This is a genomic window from Streptomyces kanamyceticus (assembly GCF_008704495.1).
GTDB lineage: Bacteria > Actinomycetota > Actinomycetes > Streptomycetales > Streptomycetaceae > Streptomyces > Streptomyces kanamyceticus.
In genome coordinates this window covers 8,127,053-8,140,029 of sequence record NZ_CP023699.1, presented here as the reverse complement: position 1 = coordinate 8,140,029, position 12,977 = coordinate 8,127,053, and the positions used below count along the sequence as shown (strand labels likewise).

General features: G+C 69.4%; 16 protein-coding genes. 1 reads left to right on the top strand and 15 read right to left on the bottom strand.

Features of this window, described 5'->3' with window-relative positions:
- Positions 1-122 precede the first annotated feature (122 nt).
- The 11 genes from CP970_RS35420 to CP970_RS35370 all read right to left on the bottom strand — a co-directional run bounded on the left by CP970_RS35420 (position 123) and on the right by CP970_RS35370 (position 9,404).
- Positions 123-1,028: a diacylglycerol kinase gene (locus tag CP970_RS35420; protein WP_055550720.1), complete on the bottom strand. Its 906-nt coding sequence runs from the start codon at positions 1,026-1,028 to the stop codon at positions 123-125.
- A gap of 40 nt (positions 1,029-1,068) precedes the next feature.
- Complete coding sequence (tatC, locus tag CP970_RS35415; RefSeq protein WP_055550725.1) at positions 1,069-1,965, bottom strand: twin-arginine translocase subunit TatC; 897 nt, start codon at positions 1,963-1,965, stop codon at positions 1,069-1,071.
- 92 nt (positions 1,966-2,057) lie between these two features.
- The gene (gene tatA, locus CP970_RS35410) at positions 2,058-2,342 is read right to left on the bottom strand and encodes a Sec-independent protein translocase subunit TatA (RefSeq protein WP_055550718.1); all 285 of its coding nucleotides are present in this window, start codon (positions 2,340-2,342) and stop codon (positions 2,058-2,060) included.
- A 207-nt stretch (positions 2,343-2,549) separates the two neighbouring features.
- Positions 2,550-2,747: a hypothetical protein gene (locus CP970_RS35405; protein ID WP_055550716.1), complete on the bottom strand. Its 198-nt coding sequence runs from the start codon at positions 2,745-2,747 to the stop codon at positions 2,550-2,552.
- Between the two features lie 9 nt (positions 2,748-2,756).
- On the bottom strand, positions 2,757-3,017 hold the full coding sequence (locus CP970_RS35400) for a CpXC domain-containing protein (RefSeq protein ID WP_055550714.1): 261 nt from the start codon (positions 3,015-3,017) through the stop codon (positions 2,757-2,759).
- A gap of 11 nt (positions 3,018-3,028) precedes the next feature.
- The gene (locus tag CP970_RS35395) at positions 3,029-4,015 is read right to left on the bottom strand and encodes a helix-turn-helix transcriptional regulator (RefSeq protein WP_055550711.1); all 987 of its coding nucleotides are present in this window, start codon (positions 4,013-4,015) and stop codon (positions 3,029-3,031) included.
- Positions 4,016-4,032: 17 nt separating this feature from the next.
- The gene (locus CP970_RS35390; protein WP_055550709.1) at positions 4,033-5,010 is read right to left on the bottom strand and encodes a helix-turn-helix transcriptional regulator; all 978 of its coding nucleotides are present in this window, start codon (positions 5,008-5,010) and stop codon (positions 4,033-4,035) included.
- Positions 5,011-5,202: 192 nt separating this feature from the next.
- Complete coding sequence (locus CP970_RS35385; protein WP_055550707.1) at positions 5,203-5,577, bottom strand: FKBP-type peptidyl-prolyl cis-trans isomerase; 375 nt, start codon at positions 5,575-5,577, stop codon at positions 5,203-5,205.
- 61 nt (positions 5,578-5,638) lie between these two features.
- Complete coding sequence (locus CP970_RS35380) at positions 5,639-6,634, bottom strand: FKBP-type peptidyl-prolyl cis-trans isomerase (RefSeq protein WP_055550705.1); 996 nt, start codon at positions 6,632-6,634, stop codon at positions 5,639-5,641.
- Between the two features lie 139 nt (positions 6,635-6,773).
- On the bottom strand, positions 6,774-8,135 hold the full coding sequence (gene pafA / locus CP970_RS35375) for a Pup--protein ligase (protein WP_055550703.1): 1,362 nt from the start codon (positions 8,133-8,135) through the stop codon (positions 6,774-6,776).
- 9 nt (positions 8,136-8,144) lie between these two features.
- Complete coding sequence (locus tag CP970_RS35370) at positions 8,145-9,404, bottom strand: MFS transporter (RefSeq protein ID WP_055550701.1); 1,260 nt, start codon at positions 9,402-9,404, stop codon at positions 8,145-8,147.
- Positions 9,405-9,542: 138 nt separating this feature from the next.
- Here CP970_RS35370 and CP970_RS35365 point away from each other — a divergent pair, with 138 nt between their 5' ends.
- Positions 9,543-10,565 carry a LacI family DNA-binding transcriptional regulator gene (locus CP970_RS35365; protein WP_055550699.1) on the top strand — a complete coding sequence of 341 codons (1,023 nt, stop codon included), beginning with the start codon at positions 9,543-9,545 and terminating at the stop codon, positions 10,563-10,565.
- Between the two features lie 96 nt (positions 10,566-10,661).
- Here CP970_RS35365 and prcA read toward each other — a convergent pair whose 3' ends face one another.
- Genes prcA through CP970_RS35345 form a run of 4 tightly spaced genes read right to left on the bottom strand, consistent with a single transcriptional unit; the run spans position 10,662 to position 12,928 of the window.
- Positions 10,662-11,453: a proteasome subunit alpha gene (gene prcA, locus CP970_RS35360; RefSeq protein ID WP_055555571.1), complete on the bottom strand. Its 792-nt coding sequence runs from the start codon at positions 11,451-11,453 to the stop codon at positions 10,662-10,664.
- Positions 11,454-11,504: 51 nt separating this feature from the next.
- Complete coding sequence (gene prcB / locus CP970_RS35355; protein WP_055555573.1) at positions 11,505-12,350, bottom strand: proteasome subunit beta; 846 nt, start codon at positions 12,348-12,350, stop codon at positions 11,505-11,507.
- Positions 12,302-12,664 carry an endonuclease VII domain-containing protein gene (locus tag CP970_RS35350; RefSeq protein WP_224058896.1) on the bottom strand — a complete coding sequence of 121 codons (363 nt, stop codon included), beginning with the start codon at positions 12,662-12,664 and terminating at the stop codon, positions 12,302-12,304. The genes prcB and CP970_RS35350 overlap by 49 nt, the downstream gene beginning before the upstream one ends.
- 45 nt (positions 12,665-12,709) lie before the next feature.
- Positions 12,710-12,928 (bottom strand): ubiquitin-like protein Pup, encoded by a 219-nt coding sequence (locus CP970_RS35345; RefSeq protein WP_055555575.1) that lies wholly within the window; start codon positions 12,926-12,928, stop codon positions 12,710-12,712.
- Between the last annotated feature and the right edge of the window lie 49 nt (positions 12,929-12,977).

The window sequence follows — 12,977 nt, the reverse complement described above, 5'->3', positions numbered from 1 at the left end:
CTTTCGAGACTACCGGGGACCACTGACAACGCACGATCATTAATGGAACGGGAGCGGGACACAGCAGCTCACCAGGTGCGCGGCGGGGCCGCGCCCCGGCGCGCGGGACGCGCACGACGGCGTCATCCGGCCACCGCTCGCGGCGCCAGGACCCGCACCGCCCCCGGCACGCACTCGGCGGTCAGCGGCAGCGCGCCGAGCGGCTCCCCGTCCGCGTATCCGGTGATGTCCGGCGCGGCGATCTCGACCTTCGCGGCCCGGTACACGGTGACCTTGGGATGGTCGAGGTGCGTGCCCTTGTAGACGCGCGGAAAGACCTTCAGGAGCGTCGTACGACTGCAGTCCCCGACCACGGTGACGTCGAAGAGCCCGTCGCTCATGTCGGCCGCCGCGCAGATCTTCATGCCGCCGCCGTACGACGATCCGTTGCCGACCGCCACGAGCGTGGCCTCGACCTCGTGGACCGTCTCGCCGTCGAGGACGATGCGGTAGGGCACGGTCCTGAACGCGGCGAGTTCGGCGATCATCGCGAGGTCGTACTTGAAGCGTCCGGTGGGCCACCGCATCCGGTTGCCCCGGTCGTTGACCCGCGAGTCGAAGCCGGACGCGAGCACGGTCCCGAACCACGTGCCCTCGACCCGCCCCAGATCGACGTCGCGGGTGTGCGCGCCCTTGAGCGCCTCGGCCACCGCCTCCCCCGCGGCGGCGGGCTCGCGCACCGGCAGGCCGAGTGCCCTGGCGAAGTCGTTTCCGGTGCCCACGGCGATCACGCCGAGCGGGGTGCGGGTCCCGGCGACGGCCTGCAGGGCGAGGCTCGCCATGCCGTCGCCGCCGACGGCTATCAGCGCCCCGGTGCCGCCGTCGACGGCCTCACGGGCCCGTCGCAGCGCATCGGGGGCGTCCACCCCGATGACCGTGCGTACGGAGAAGCCGCGGGCCCGCAACGCGGCAGCGGCCGGCTGCGCCGCGTGAGCGCCCCGGCCGCGGCCCGCGGTGGGATTGACGAAGAGGGTGATCTCGCTGGTCACGGGCGGACCATACAAGGTCGGGTCACTTCGCAGGAACCGTTTATGTCACGTCGTCGAAGCCGTTCACACGCTGATCGGACCGTCCGGTACCCGCCTGCTCGGGCAGCGCCCTGGGCGGCCGTACCCCTTCGACCTGGTCGATCGGCTCGGGCGTCAGGTCGAGGTCGGAGGCCTCGTCGTCGTCAAGATCGGCGTCGGGATTCTTCCGTGCCCGCCGCTTGTCGTTCACGAGCGAGAAGGCGACGGCGATGAAGTACAGGACGACGATCGGCCCCGCGAGGGCCATCATGCCGAACGGGTCGGTGGTCGGCGTCGCGACCGCACCGAAGATGAACACGCCCATGACGACACCGCGCCACCAGCCCGCCATCCGCCGACCTGTCACCATGCCCGTCAGGTTCATCATGATCAGGATCAGTGGCAGCTCGAAGGCCGCACCGAAGATCAGGATCATCCGGACCGTGAAGTCGAGGATCTTGTCCATCGGCAGGATGTTCGCCGAGCCGTCGGGGGTGATCCCGAGCAGGACGCGCACGCTGATGGGCAGGATCGTGTAGGCGAGCAGCGCGCCGCCCGCGAAGAGCGGTACCGCGGCGGACACGAAGGCGTACGTGTACTTGCGCTCGCTCTTGTGCAGTCCGGGCGCGATGAACGCCCACAGCTGGTACAGCCAGATCGGGCTGGCGATGATGATGCCCGCCATGACGCTGACCTTGACCGTGGTGGTGAACGGCGAGAGCAGGTCGGTGTAGGCGACGACGGCGCACTCGCCGCCCTTGCTCTCCAGGCCGCCGTCAGGGCAGCGCGGCACCGGGGAGGCGAGGAACTTCATCAGCTCTTCGCTGTAGTACGCGGCGGCGATCGACACGATCGCGATCGCCAGCATGCCCTTGGCGAGCCGGTTGCGGAGCTCGCGCAAGTGCTCCGCGAGGGGCATCCGCCCCTCGGGGTCCTTCTCCTTCTTGCGGGCAGACTTGAGCAACCCACGTCCTCATCTCGTGCGGCAGGCCGGTCGTCACCGACCTTGGATCAGCGCTGCGTCGTACGGTCGGTCGGCTCGGTGACCGGGCGCGAGCTGCTCACGTCGCCGGGGGCCGCCTGGATGGTGCGCTGCTGGACGGCGGGGTCGCTCGGCGGGTCGGCCGGCGCGGCCTCGTCCTTCTTGCCTTCGGTCTTCATGGCCTTGGCCTCGCTCTTGAGGATGCGGGCCGACTTGCCGAGGGAGCGTGCCATGTCGGGCAGCTTCTTGGCTCCGAACAGCAGGACGATGACGACGAGGATGAGAATGATCTCGGTGGGGCCGAGCCTACCCATAGCTGTATACCTTCTTCACCGAGGCGACAGGAGTCTGGTTGCTCGGGGACCGGACATACATCCGATCTCCGCGCTGGCAGCGATCGTAACCCCCCGGGGTAAACGCTCGGCAATCCCCGCGCATACTCCGAGTACGGCCCCCGCCTCGATCCCGGGCCGCCTTCGCAGCGTACCCGCCCTCCCTGGGGAGTTGACAGGTCGCGGAGGCTAAAGGGCCTCTCCGCCCGCACGGACCACACCGGCCGCCGCCTGCTCCAGGTCCTCGGCGGCCTGGTTGATCTTCCGCGTCGTCTCACTCACCTGACGTCCCAGGCGCTGCGCCTCCACAAACACCTTGATCGCCAGTACGCCGAGGACGGCGAGACCCAAGAAGCCCGCCGCGATCGCGAGCATCGCCCAGAACATGCGCCGAGCCTAGACGGTCGAGTGCAGACGCAGCGTCCGCACCCCTCCGCCGGTGAGGAGTTCCACAATGCGCTCGCCCGCGGGCTTGCGCACCGCGACCCCGCACTCGGGGCAGGTGAAGGAGTAGAAGGTGGTGCGGCGGCTGGCGCCGATCGCCAGGCGCAGGGCCCCCGCGGAGAGCTCGAAGCGGGCACGGCAGTCGGGGCAGGAGGCGGTGAAGAAGACGGGCCCGCGCTTCGACTGCGCGGGCACCCCCGGCAATCCGGACATGGTCGGTGTGCTCAACGCCCCTGCTCCTGCCTGTCGTGCCGCTCGTAGTCCCTCTCGTACGCGTCGAGGGCCTCGCGTGCCGCCTGCCGCGCGCTGTCGGCGAGCTGCGTCGGCGAGACGATCCGTCCGTCCCCGCCGAGCCGCAGCGCGAGCCTGCGCAGCGAGGCGGGATCGGGCGTGCGCAGCGTGATCCGCAGACCGCCGTCGGGCAGCTCGTCGGCGCTGTCGTGTGGGTAGTACTCGGCGACCCAGCGCCCGCCGGGGCCGACCTCGACGACCACCTCGGGGTCCTCGGCGGCGGGCTGCACCAGTCCTTCGGAGAGGTCGCGCAGCTCGACCTCGGGCGGCGCGGAAGGCTCGTCGAGGATCTTGATCTCGGCGACCCGGTCGAGCCGGAAGGTGCGGCGCGCCTCGGAGCGACGGCACCACGCCTCCACATAGGTGTGGCCGACGCTCACCAGCCGGATCGGGTCGATCTCGCGCTCGGTGAGCTCGTCGCGGGCGGGCGAGTAGTAGCGGATCCAGAGCCTGCGGCGCTCGGAGATCGCCCGGTCGACGTCGGCGAAGACACCGCCCTCGGACTCGAAGGTGACCGAGAGCCGGGAGCTGGCGCCCGCCGCCTCGCCCGCCGCCGTCTCCAGCTTGGCGGTGGCGCGCAGCAGCGCGAGCCGGTCGCTCTCGCGAAGGCCGGGCAGCGTGGATACCGCGCGGGCCGCCACGAGCAGCGCGGTCGCCTCGTCTGCGGCGAGCCGCAGCGGCGCCGCGACGTCGTCGGGGTTGTGCCACCAGATGCGGTCGCCGTCGGTGTCGATGTCGAGCAGATCGCCGCCGCGGAAGCTGGTCCCGCACAGCGGCAGGACGTCCAGGTCGGAGATCAGTTCGTCGGGGGTGATGCCGAAGGCGCGGGCGACGTCCCCCACGTGGGCGCCGGGGCGCTCGCGCAGATACGTCACGAGCGACAGCATGCGTCGGGTCTGGTCGATGGCGTTCGAGGCCATGGTCTTTCCGTTCCCCCTCAGCCCTTGGCCACGGCGCGCAGCCGGTCCACGACGTCGGCCCGCAGCTCGGCGGGCTCCAGGACCACCACGTCGGGCCCGAACTCCACCAGCCAGGCATCGAGCCCATGGCCGTACGGAATCTCCAACTCGTCCCACCCGTCGCCCAGTTCCCGCACCGAACCCGCCTTGGCGCGCAGCGGGTAGCCCGCGCCCGCCCGCAGCCGGATCAGGGCGGTGCGGTCGGCGGTCTCCCCCGCCCAGCTCGCGACGGTCTCGCGGACCGTGACGACGTCCGGGACGTCGGCGGTGTACTTCCCCGCGCGGGCCCGGACCTTGCCGGTGATCCGCGAGAGCCGGAAGACGCGCTCGGCGCCCCGGTCCCTGTCCCAGCCCGCGAGGTACCAGTGGCCGCGCCAGCACTCGAGCGCCCAGGGCTCGACGTGGCGCTGCTCGGGGCGGGCCGCCGTGGCCTTGCGGTAGTCGAAGACGACGGGGCGGCGGTCGCGGCAGGCCAGCATCAGCGGCTCGAAGGACGCGTCGTGCGCGGGGATGCGCGGCTCGAGAGCGCCGTGCGACTCGTAAGGGTCGACGTCCTCGGGCAGCCCGGCCGCGCGCAGCTTCTGCAGGGCGCCGCTGGCCGCTCCGGCGAGACGGGCCTGCTGCCAGACCTTCGCGGCGAGGCCCAGGGCGGCGGCCTCCTCGGCGTCGATGGTGATGGGCGGCAGCCGGTTGCTGTCCCTGCGGGCCAGGTAGCCGACCTCGCCGTCGAGGTTCTCCACGGTCTCGATGACCAGGCCGAGCTCACGGAGATCGTCCTTGTCACGCTCGAACATCCGGTTGAAGGAGTCCTCCGACCCCGCCGCCCGGCCGCCGGACCCGAAGGCCTCGACGTACGCCTCGATGGAATCGCGCAGCTCGCGCTTGCTGAGCGGCCGCCGGGTCCCGAGCAGACACAGCGCCAGATTCATCAGCCGCTCGGCCTTGGCAATGGCCATCGACGCCCTTTCTCGGCCTTACAACAGACAGTGCTTCCGACCGATGACCGTACCGCCCCGGGGTGTCGTGGCAAAAGCCAAAGACCAGGGGCGCATCCCGAAGGGATTCCGTTGAGGGCGGTGGTGGGAGACGGGAGGGCCCATGCCGGACAGGCATGGGCCCTCCACGAACACATCAGGTCACAGGCGTCCTCAGACGGAGACCAGGTCGCAGACGAAGATCAGCGTCTCGCCGGGGGCGATGCGGCCGCCACCGGCGCCGCGGTCGCCGTACCCGAGGTGGGCCGGGATGGTCAGCTCGCGCCGGCCACCGACCTTCATGCCCTGCACGCCCTGGTCCCAGCCGGAGATGACCTGTCCGGCACCCAGCTGGAACTCCAGCGGGTTGCCGCGGTTCCAGCTCGCGTCGAACTCCTCGCCGGTGCTGAAGGCGACGCCCACGTAGTGGACCTTGACGAAGTCGCCCGCCTTCGCGACCGCCCCGTCACCCTCCCAGATGTCCTTGATCTGCAGCTCGGTCGGCGGCTCGCCGACGGGGAAGTCGACCTCGGGCTTGTCAATGCTCACGAAAATGCTCCTGCTTGATACGAAAGGTCAGCGCGGACAGTCTTGCATCCCCGGAAGAGGATCACTTCGCGAGGATGTCCACACAGAAGACCAGCGTCGAGTCCTTCTTGATGGTGCTGCCCTGCGGCGGCTGGTCGCCGTACCCGAGCTCCGGCGGGATGACGATGAGTACGCGGCTGCCGACCTTCTTGCCGGTCAGACCCTGCGCCCAGCCCTTGACGACCTGCGCCAGCTGGAACTGGGCGAGCTGACCGCTCTTGTACGAGGAGTCGAACTCCTTGCCGTCCGCCCAGAGCACGCCCTTGTACTGGCACAGGAGGCTGTCGGTCTCCTTGACCACGTCGCCGTCGCCCTCCAGGACGTAGCTGGAGACGAGCTTCTTGGGGGCTGCGGTCTTCGGGACGTCGATCGAAGGGGCCTTGCCGTCGGTGTTCGTACCGACCTTGGGCAGGTCCTTGTTCGACTGCGCGACCTCCTTGCCCTTCGACGAGCTCTTGGCGTTGAAGGAGTCCACCAGGTCGACGACGAACACGAGGGTGTCCGAGCCCTTGATGCCCGCCTGCTTGTTGCCCTCCTCGCCGTAACCCACCTTCGGCGGGATGGCGAGCTCCACGCGGCTGCCGAGCTTCTTGCCGACCAGGGACTGGTCCCAGCCCGGGATGACCTTGCCGACGCCGATCGGGAAGACCGTCGGGTTGCCCCGGTCGTAGGAGTTGTCGAAGACCTTGGCGGTGGCCCAGATCTGGCCGAGGTAATCGGCCTGCAAGTAGTCACCCTTGGCGACCTCCTTGCCCTTGCCCTGGATCAGCGTCTTCACCGCGAGATCGGAGGACGGCTTGCCCGAGCCCTTGGCGATGGTCGGCTTCTGACCGAACTTGTCGCCCTTGGTGATCTCGGGCACGGGACCGTCGACGATCTTCGCCGTCGGCGGGGCCGACGCGGAGTTGGTCGGGCTGTCGCTGGGCTTGGACTTGGCCTTGTCGGCCTTGTCGTCACCACAGCCTGCCAGCGTGAGCAGGCCGGCCGGGACGGCAAGAAGAAGTGAGCGTCGGCGCACGGTGGGGGCCTCGTATCGGTCGATCTTGTGGGTTGGCGTGCGCGCAACTCTACGGCGTGAGAAGGGCGCCGTACGAGGAACGTACGGCGCCCGTGTTGCGTTCCCACGACGCAACTGGCCTCACAGGGCCCCCATCGGCTCACATGCCGGCGATGAGCTTCTCCACCCGGTCGTCGACCGACCTGAAGGGGTCCTTGCACAACACGGTGCGCTGCGCCTGGTCGTTGAGCTTGAGGTGCACCCAGTCGACCGTGAAGTCACGGCGCTGTTCCTGGGCCCGCCGGATGAAGTCGCCGCGCAGCCTCGCGCGTGTCGTCTGCGGCGGCACCGACTTGCCCTCGAAGATCTTCAAGTCGTTGCAGATGCGGGCGGCTTGGCCCTTCCTCTCCAAGAGGTAGTAGAGACCCCGGCGACGGTGGATGTCGTGGTAGGCGAGGTCTATCTGCGCGACCCTGGGATGCGACATGGTCATGTTGTTCTTCGCCCGGTACCGCTCGATGAGCTTGTACTTCATCACCCAGTCGATCTCGGTGCCGATCCGGTCGAGGTCCTCGGCCTCGATCGCGTCGAGCGTGCGGCCCCACAGCTCGAGGACCTGCTCGACCGTGCCGGTGCGGATGCCCCTGCGGTCGACGAAGTCCACGGCCTTCTCGTAGTACTCGCGCTGCACTTCGAGGGCCGAGGCCTCGCGGCCGCTGGCCAGGCGCACCTTGCGGCGGCCCGTGATGTCGTGGCTGACCTCGCGGATGGCCCGGATCGGGTTCTCCAGGGTGAGGTCACGCATGACGGTGCCCGCCTCGATCATGCGCAGCACGAGGTCGGTGGCGCCGACCTTCAAGAGCATGGTCGTCTCGGACATGTTCGAGTCGCCGACGATGACGTGCAGCCTGCGGTAGCGCTCGGCGTCGGCGTGCGGTTCGTCGCGGGTGTTGATGATCGGACGGGAGCGGGTCGTCGCCGACGACACGCCCTCCCAGATGTGCTCGGCACGCTGGCTCACGCAGTACACGGCGCCGCGCGGAGTCTGCAGCACCTTGCCCGCGCCGCACAGCAGCTGCCGCGTGACGAGGAACGGAATGAGGATGTCCGCGAGCCGGGAGAACTCTCCATGACGGGCCACCAGATAGTTCTCGTGGCAACCGTAGGAGTTTCCCGCCGAGTCGGTGTTGTTCTTGAAGAGATAGACGTCGCCCGCGATTCCCTCCTCGTGCAGGCGGCGTTCGGCGTCGACGAGCAGGCCTTCCAGAATGCGCTCGCCCGCTTTGTCGTGGGTGACCAGCTCGGTCACGTTGTCACATTCGGGTGTTGCGTATTCCGGATGTGATCCCACGTCAAGATAGAGGCGGGCGCCGTTCCGCAGAAAGACGTTGCTGCTGCGGCCCCATGACACAACACGGCGGAAGAGGTAGCGCGCCACCTCGTCAGGCGACAGGCGGCGCTGTCCCCTGAACGTGCACGTGACGCCGTACTCGTTCTCCAGCCCGAAAATGCGGCGGTCCATGACTGAACATTACGCCTGATGCCCGGCACTGAAACCGGGTTCGACGGCACCGTTTCGATCATTTTCCGATGAACCCGCAACAACCTCCGTTTCCACGGGCGTCTCCAGTACCCGCCCTGTGGCCAGCAAAACTAGAAGTGCGCCCGCGCCCGCGAGCCCCGGGACCGCGAACCCCCAGGCCGTCCCGCCCCACTCGACGACCGGGCCTGCGGCGGCCGTTCCCAGTGAGGCGCCCACCGTGAACGTCGTCACCAGCCAGGAGAACGCCTCGGTGACCGTCCCGCGCGGGGCGTGCCGGTCCACGATGATGAACGCGCACGCGAGCGCGGGCGCGAGGAAGACACCCGCCAGCGCGACGAGCCCGGTCATGGCGACCGCCCCCGGCGTCAGCGTCAACGGCGCGTAGCAGACGGCGAGCAGGGCCACGAGCACGGTCAGCCGCCGCTCCGGCACACCACTCCACTGCCGCGCCCCGTACACCGAACCGCCGACCAGCGCGCCGAGTCCCAGCGCCGCCATCAGCCAGCCGTACACCGCGTCGCCGCCGTGCTCGTCGGCGTACGACACGCCCGCGACGGTGATGGAGCCGAGCGCCATGCCGATGAAGAGGAACGCCCCGAGGAGCGCGAGGAGACCCGGCGAGCGCAGGGCACCGAGCCAGTGCGCCTCCCGGGGCGCCGAACGCCACGCGCGCGAGGGCTGGGACATCACCACGGAGAGGGCCCCGAGCACGCCGACGGCGTTCACGACGAGCAGCGCGGCCTGCTCCGACCAGAGGGCGACGCAGCCGGTGACGAGCAACGGGCCGACGGTGAACATCACTTCCTGCGCGATGGCGTCCATGGCGTACGCCGTGTGGACCTGCTCCTCCTTGCCGAGGACGCTCGGCCACAGCGCGCGCAGGCCGCCTTCCAGAGGCGGCGTGAAGAGCCCGGCGGCGCCCACGGCGACATAGGCCAGGGCGAGCGAGTCCGGCCCGGTGAAGGCGAAGAGGGCCATGCCCAGGGCGGACAGGAGCGCGGCGGGCAGCTGCACGCGCGGCTGCCCTCGCAGATCGACCAGGCGCCCCAGGAGCGGCTGGCCGACCGCGTTGGCGACCCCGTACACCGCCGCGAACGCGCCGGCGAGGCTGTAGGTCCCGCCCTCGGCGCGGACGAACAGCACGATGGCGATCGCCGCGGTGGCGTTCGGGAGCCGACCCACCAGCGTCCCGGCAAGGAGCCGCATCGCATATCTCGTCCGGAGGATCTCCGCGTATCCGGCTGCCATGACTGCCCGCCCCTTCCCCCGGCGCCGTCGCCCGGGGTTTTACGTATAACGTCGAGCGTCATACGTACCATGAGCGCTGTCCACTGTCCACGGGAGGCCACCGATCCGACCCCCGAGGACACGAGCCGGGAGGTACCAGTGGCCGGGCCACTACAGGAATCCGGGAGCACCCGCCCCACCAGCCGCGACGTCGCACGCGCGGCCGGGGTCTCCCAGGCCACGGTCTCCCTCGTCCTCGGCGACAAGTGGCGCGGCCGGGTCGCCGAACCGACGGCCGAGCGGGTCCGGTCGGCCGCGCGGGAACTGGGCTACCGCCCCAACCTCGCCGCCCGCAACCTGCGCCTCGGCCGGACCAGGACAGCCCTCCTGGTCGTCCCCGAACTCACCAACGAATTCTTCGCCCACGTCTACACTGGCGTGGCCCGCGTCGCCGCCCGGCACGGCTTCGGCGTGGTCCTCTACCCCTCCCCCGACGGCATCGGCCCCGCCCGCGACCCCTTCGCCTCGGCACGCGCCTCCCTGGACGGCGTACTCGCCTCCTCCATGGCCTCCGACGCACTCGCCACCATCCGCGGCGACGACCTGCCCCTGGTGATGCTCGACAGCGACCCCGCGGGCAGCCTGGGCGCGGCCACCGTCAACCTCGACCTCGCCGACGGCATGCGCCAAGTGACAGAACATCTGCTGTCCCTCGGCCACCGCGACTTCCTGCACCTCGCCGCGGACGTCGACTCCTGGACCTTCGACGTACGCGCCGAAGCCCTCGCACGGGCCCTGCACGGCACCGACACCGCCGTACGCCGGGTCGCGGCACCCCTGAACGTCGAAGGCGCCCGCGCCGTCGCCGAGGCCGCCCTGTCCGCCCCCGGACCCCGGCCCACCGCCGTCGTCTGCGACGACGACTTCCTCTCCGCGGGCGTCTGCAAGGCCGCACGACGACTCGGCCTGCGCGTACCCGAAGACGTCTCCGTGACCGGCTTCGACGACCTGACCCTCGCGACCGCCGTCGAACCGGAACTCACCACCGTCCGCCTGCCCGCCGAACGCTTCGGCGAACGCGGCATGGAAACCCTCGTCGCCGTCCTGGAAGGCCGGGCCCCCGACGCCACCCCCCTCGACGTCCACCTGGTCGTCCGCGGCTCCACCGGCCCCGCCCACTGACCCCCCGGCACACGACAACGCCCCGCGCCCCGGCCAACAGGCCGGAACACGGGGCGCTCCACACAAGGGGCTGAAGCAGAGGGCTAATGCAGGGGACTACTCGACGTCGCCGCCGGAATCCCGCGCCGACCCGGTCTCCCCGTCCGCCTCCGCGTCCGTCTCCGTGTCGCCCACCGCGTCCGTGGCGCCGCCCTCTTCGAGCAGCCGGGACAGCTGACGCCCCACGATCCGCTTGAACTTCCGCTGCTGAGGCCGCGCCCGGTCCAGGATCGCCACCTCGAGCCGCTCCGCGGGGATCTCCCGCTCGCTGCCGTTGGTGTCGCGGGACAGCGACTGCACCGCGAGCTTGAGCGCCTCCGCCAGCGTCATCCCGTCCTCGTGACGCTGGTCGAGGTAGGTGCTGATCTGCTCCGCGTTACCACCGACCGCGACCGAACCGTGCTCGTCCACGATCGAACCGTCGTGCGGCAAGCGGTAGATCTGATCGCCGTCCGGCGTCGCACCGACCTCGGCGACGACCAACTCGACCTCGTACGGCTTCTCGGCATTGCTCGAGAAGATATTGCCGAGGGTCTGGGCATAGACGTTGGCGAGCCCACGGGCCGTCACATCGTCACGGTCGTAGGTGTACCCACGGAGGTCGGCGTAGCGCACGCCACCGATCCGCAGATTCTCGTACTCGTTGTACTTACCGGCGGCCGCGAAGCCGATCCGGTCATAGATCTCGCTGAACTTGTGCAGCGCGCGGGACGGATTCTCGCCGACGAACACGATGCCGTCGGCATATTGCATCACGACAAGGCTGCGACCGCGGGCGATGCCCTTGCGGGCGTATTCCGCCCGGTCGGCCATGGCCTGCTGGGGTGAGACATAGAACGGCGTCGACACCGGATCCGTCCCTTTCTGTCAAAACTTCAGTCAGTGGCGAATTCGGAGCGATCAGAGCAGCGCGGCACGCGGGCCGTCGGGCTGTTCCAGACGCTTCTCCAGGACCGAGCGCGCGATCACGGAGGACTCCTCCTCCGTCAGCCGCCGGAAACCCTCGTCGGAGATCACGGTGACGATGGGGAAGATCCGACGGGCCATGTCGGGACCACCGGTCGCCGAGTCGTCATCGGCCGCGTCGTACAACGCCTGGATGACCAGGGTCGTCGCCTGCTCCTCCGTCAGAGCGTCGTGGTACAGCTTCTTCATCGCACCGCGCGCGAAGACCGAACCCGAACCGGTCGCCGCGAAACCGTGCTCCTCCGAACGCCCGCCCGTGACGTCGTACGAGAAGATGCGCCCCTTCTCGCGGTCCACGTCGTACCCCGCGAAGAGCGGCACCACGGCGAGGCCCTGCATGGCCATGCCGAGGTTGCTGCGGATCATCGTGGAGAGGCGGTTCGCCTTGCCCTCCAGCGAGAGCGTGGCACCCTCCACCTTCTCGAAGTGCTCCAGCTCCAGCTGGAAGAGCTTGACCATCTCCACGGCGAGCCCTGCCGTGCCCGCGATGCCCACCGCCGAGTACTCGTCGGCAGGGAACACCTTCTCGATGTCGCGCTGCGCGATGACGTTGCCCATCGTCGCCCGCCGGTCACCGGCGAGCACCACGCCGCCGGGGAACGTCACGGCCACGATCGTCGTACCGTGCGGAGCCTCGAGCACGCCCTGGGTGGGCGGCAGCTGCCGGTTGCCCGGCAGGATCTCCGGCTGGTGCTCGGACAGGAAGTCCATGAAGGACGACGAACCAGGCGTCAGGAAGGCAGCTGGTAGACGCCCGGTGCTACGAGGATTGGCTTCCACGAGTTTCCTTCCGGGTAAGCGGTGGCTCGGCGGGTGTTGTCGGGGTCGTCCCCCAACTTGCCGATGCCCGAATTGCAGTTGAAGCACAGTACGCCACGGACCTTACCCGTCTCGTGGCAGTGATCCACATGGATTGCGGGAGCGCTGAGACGGATCACGCAGAGCCCCGTCCGAGAGGCGATCAGCTCGTCGCGCTCGGCTTCGGTCGTGCCGAACTGGCGCTTGAGGTGACCCGCGCCGTTCCGCGCGAAGGCCGCTCGCGGTTCGTCTTCATGACACCGCGAGCAGCGCTTCACCTCGCCGCCTTCAGGCACTCCCCGACCCTTCCATTCAACCTTGAATTCGAAGGGAAGGGTGGCCTATTGCCCACCCTTTTGAACGAAGGAGCGCACGAAGTCCTCGGCATTCTCCTCGAGGACATCGTCGATCTCGTCCAGGACGGAGTCCACATCGTCGCTCAGCTTCTCCTGGCGCTCCTTGAGGTCCTCGGAGCCCTGCGCTTCCTGCGTCTGCTCCTCGGTCTCCTCGGTGGAACGCGTCGCCTTCTGCTGCCCGCCGCCGGTGTCCTTGGTCGCCATCTACCTCACCCCGCTCGGTTAGACGTTCTTGATCAGACCCTACAAGCGC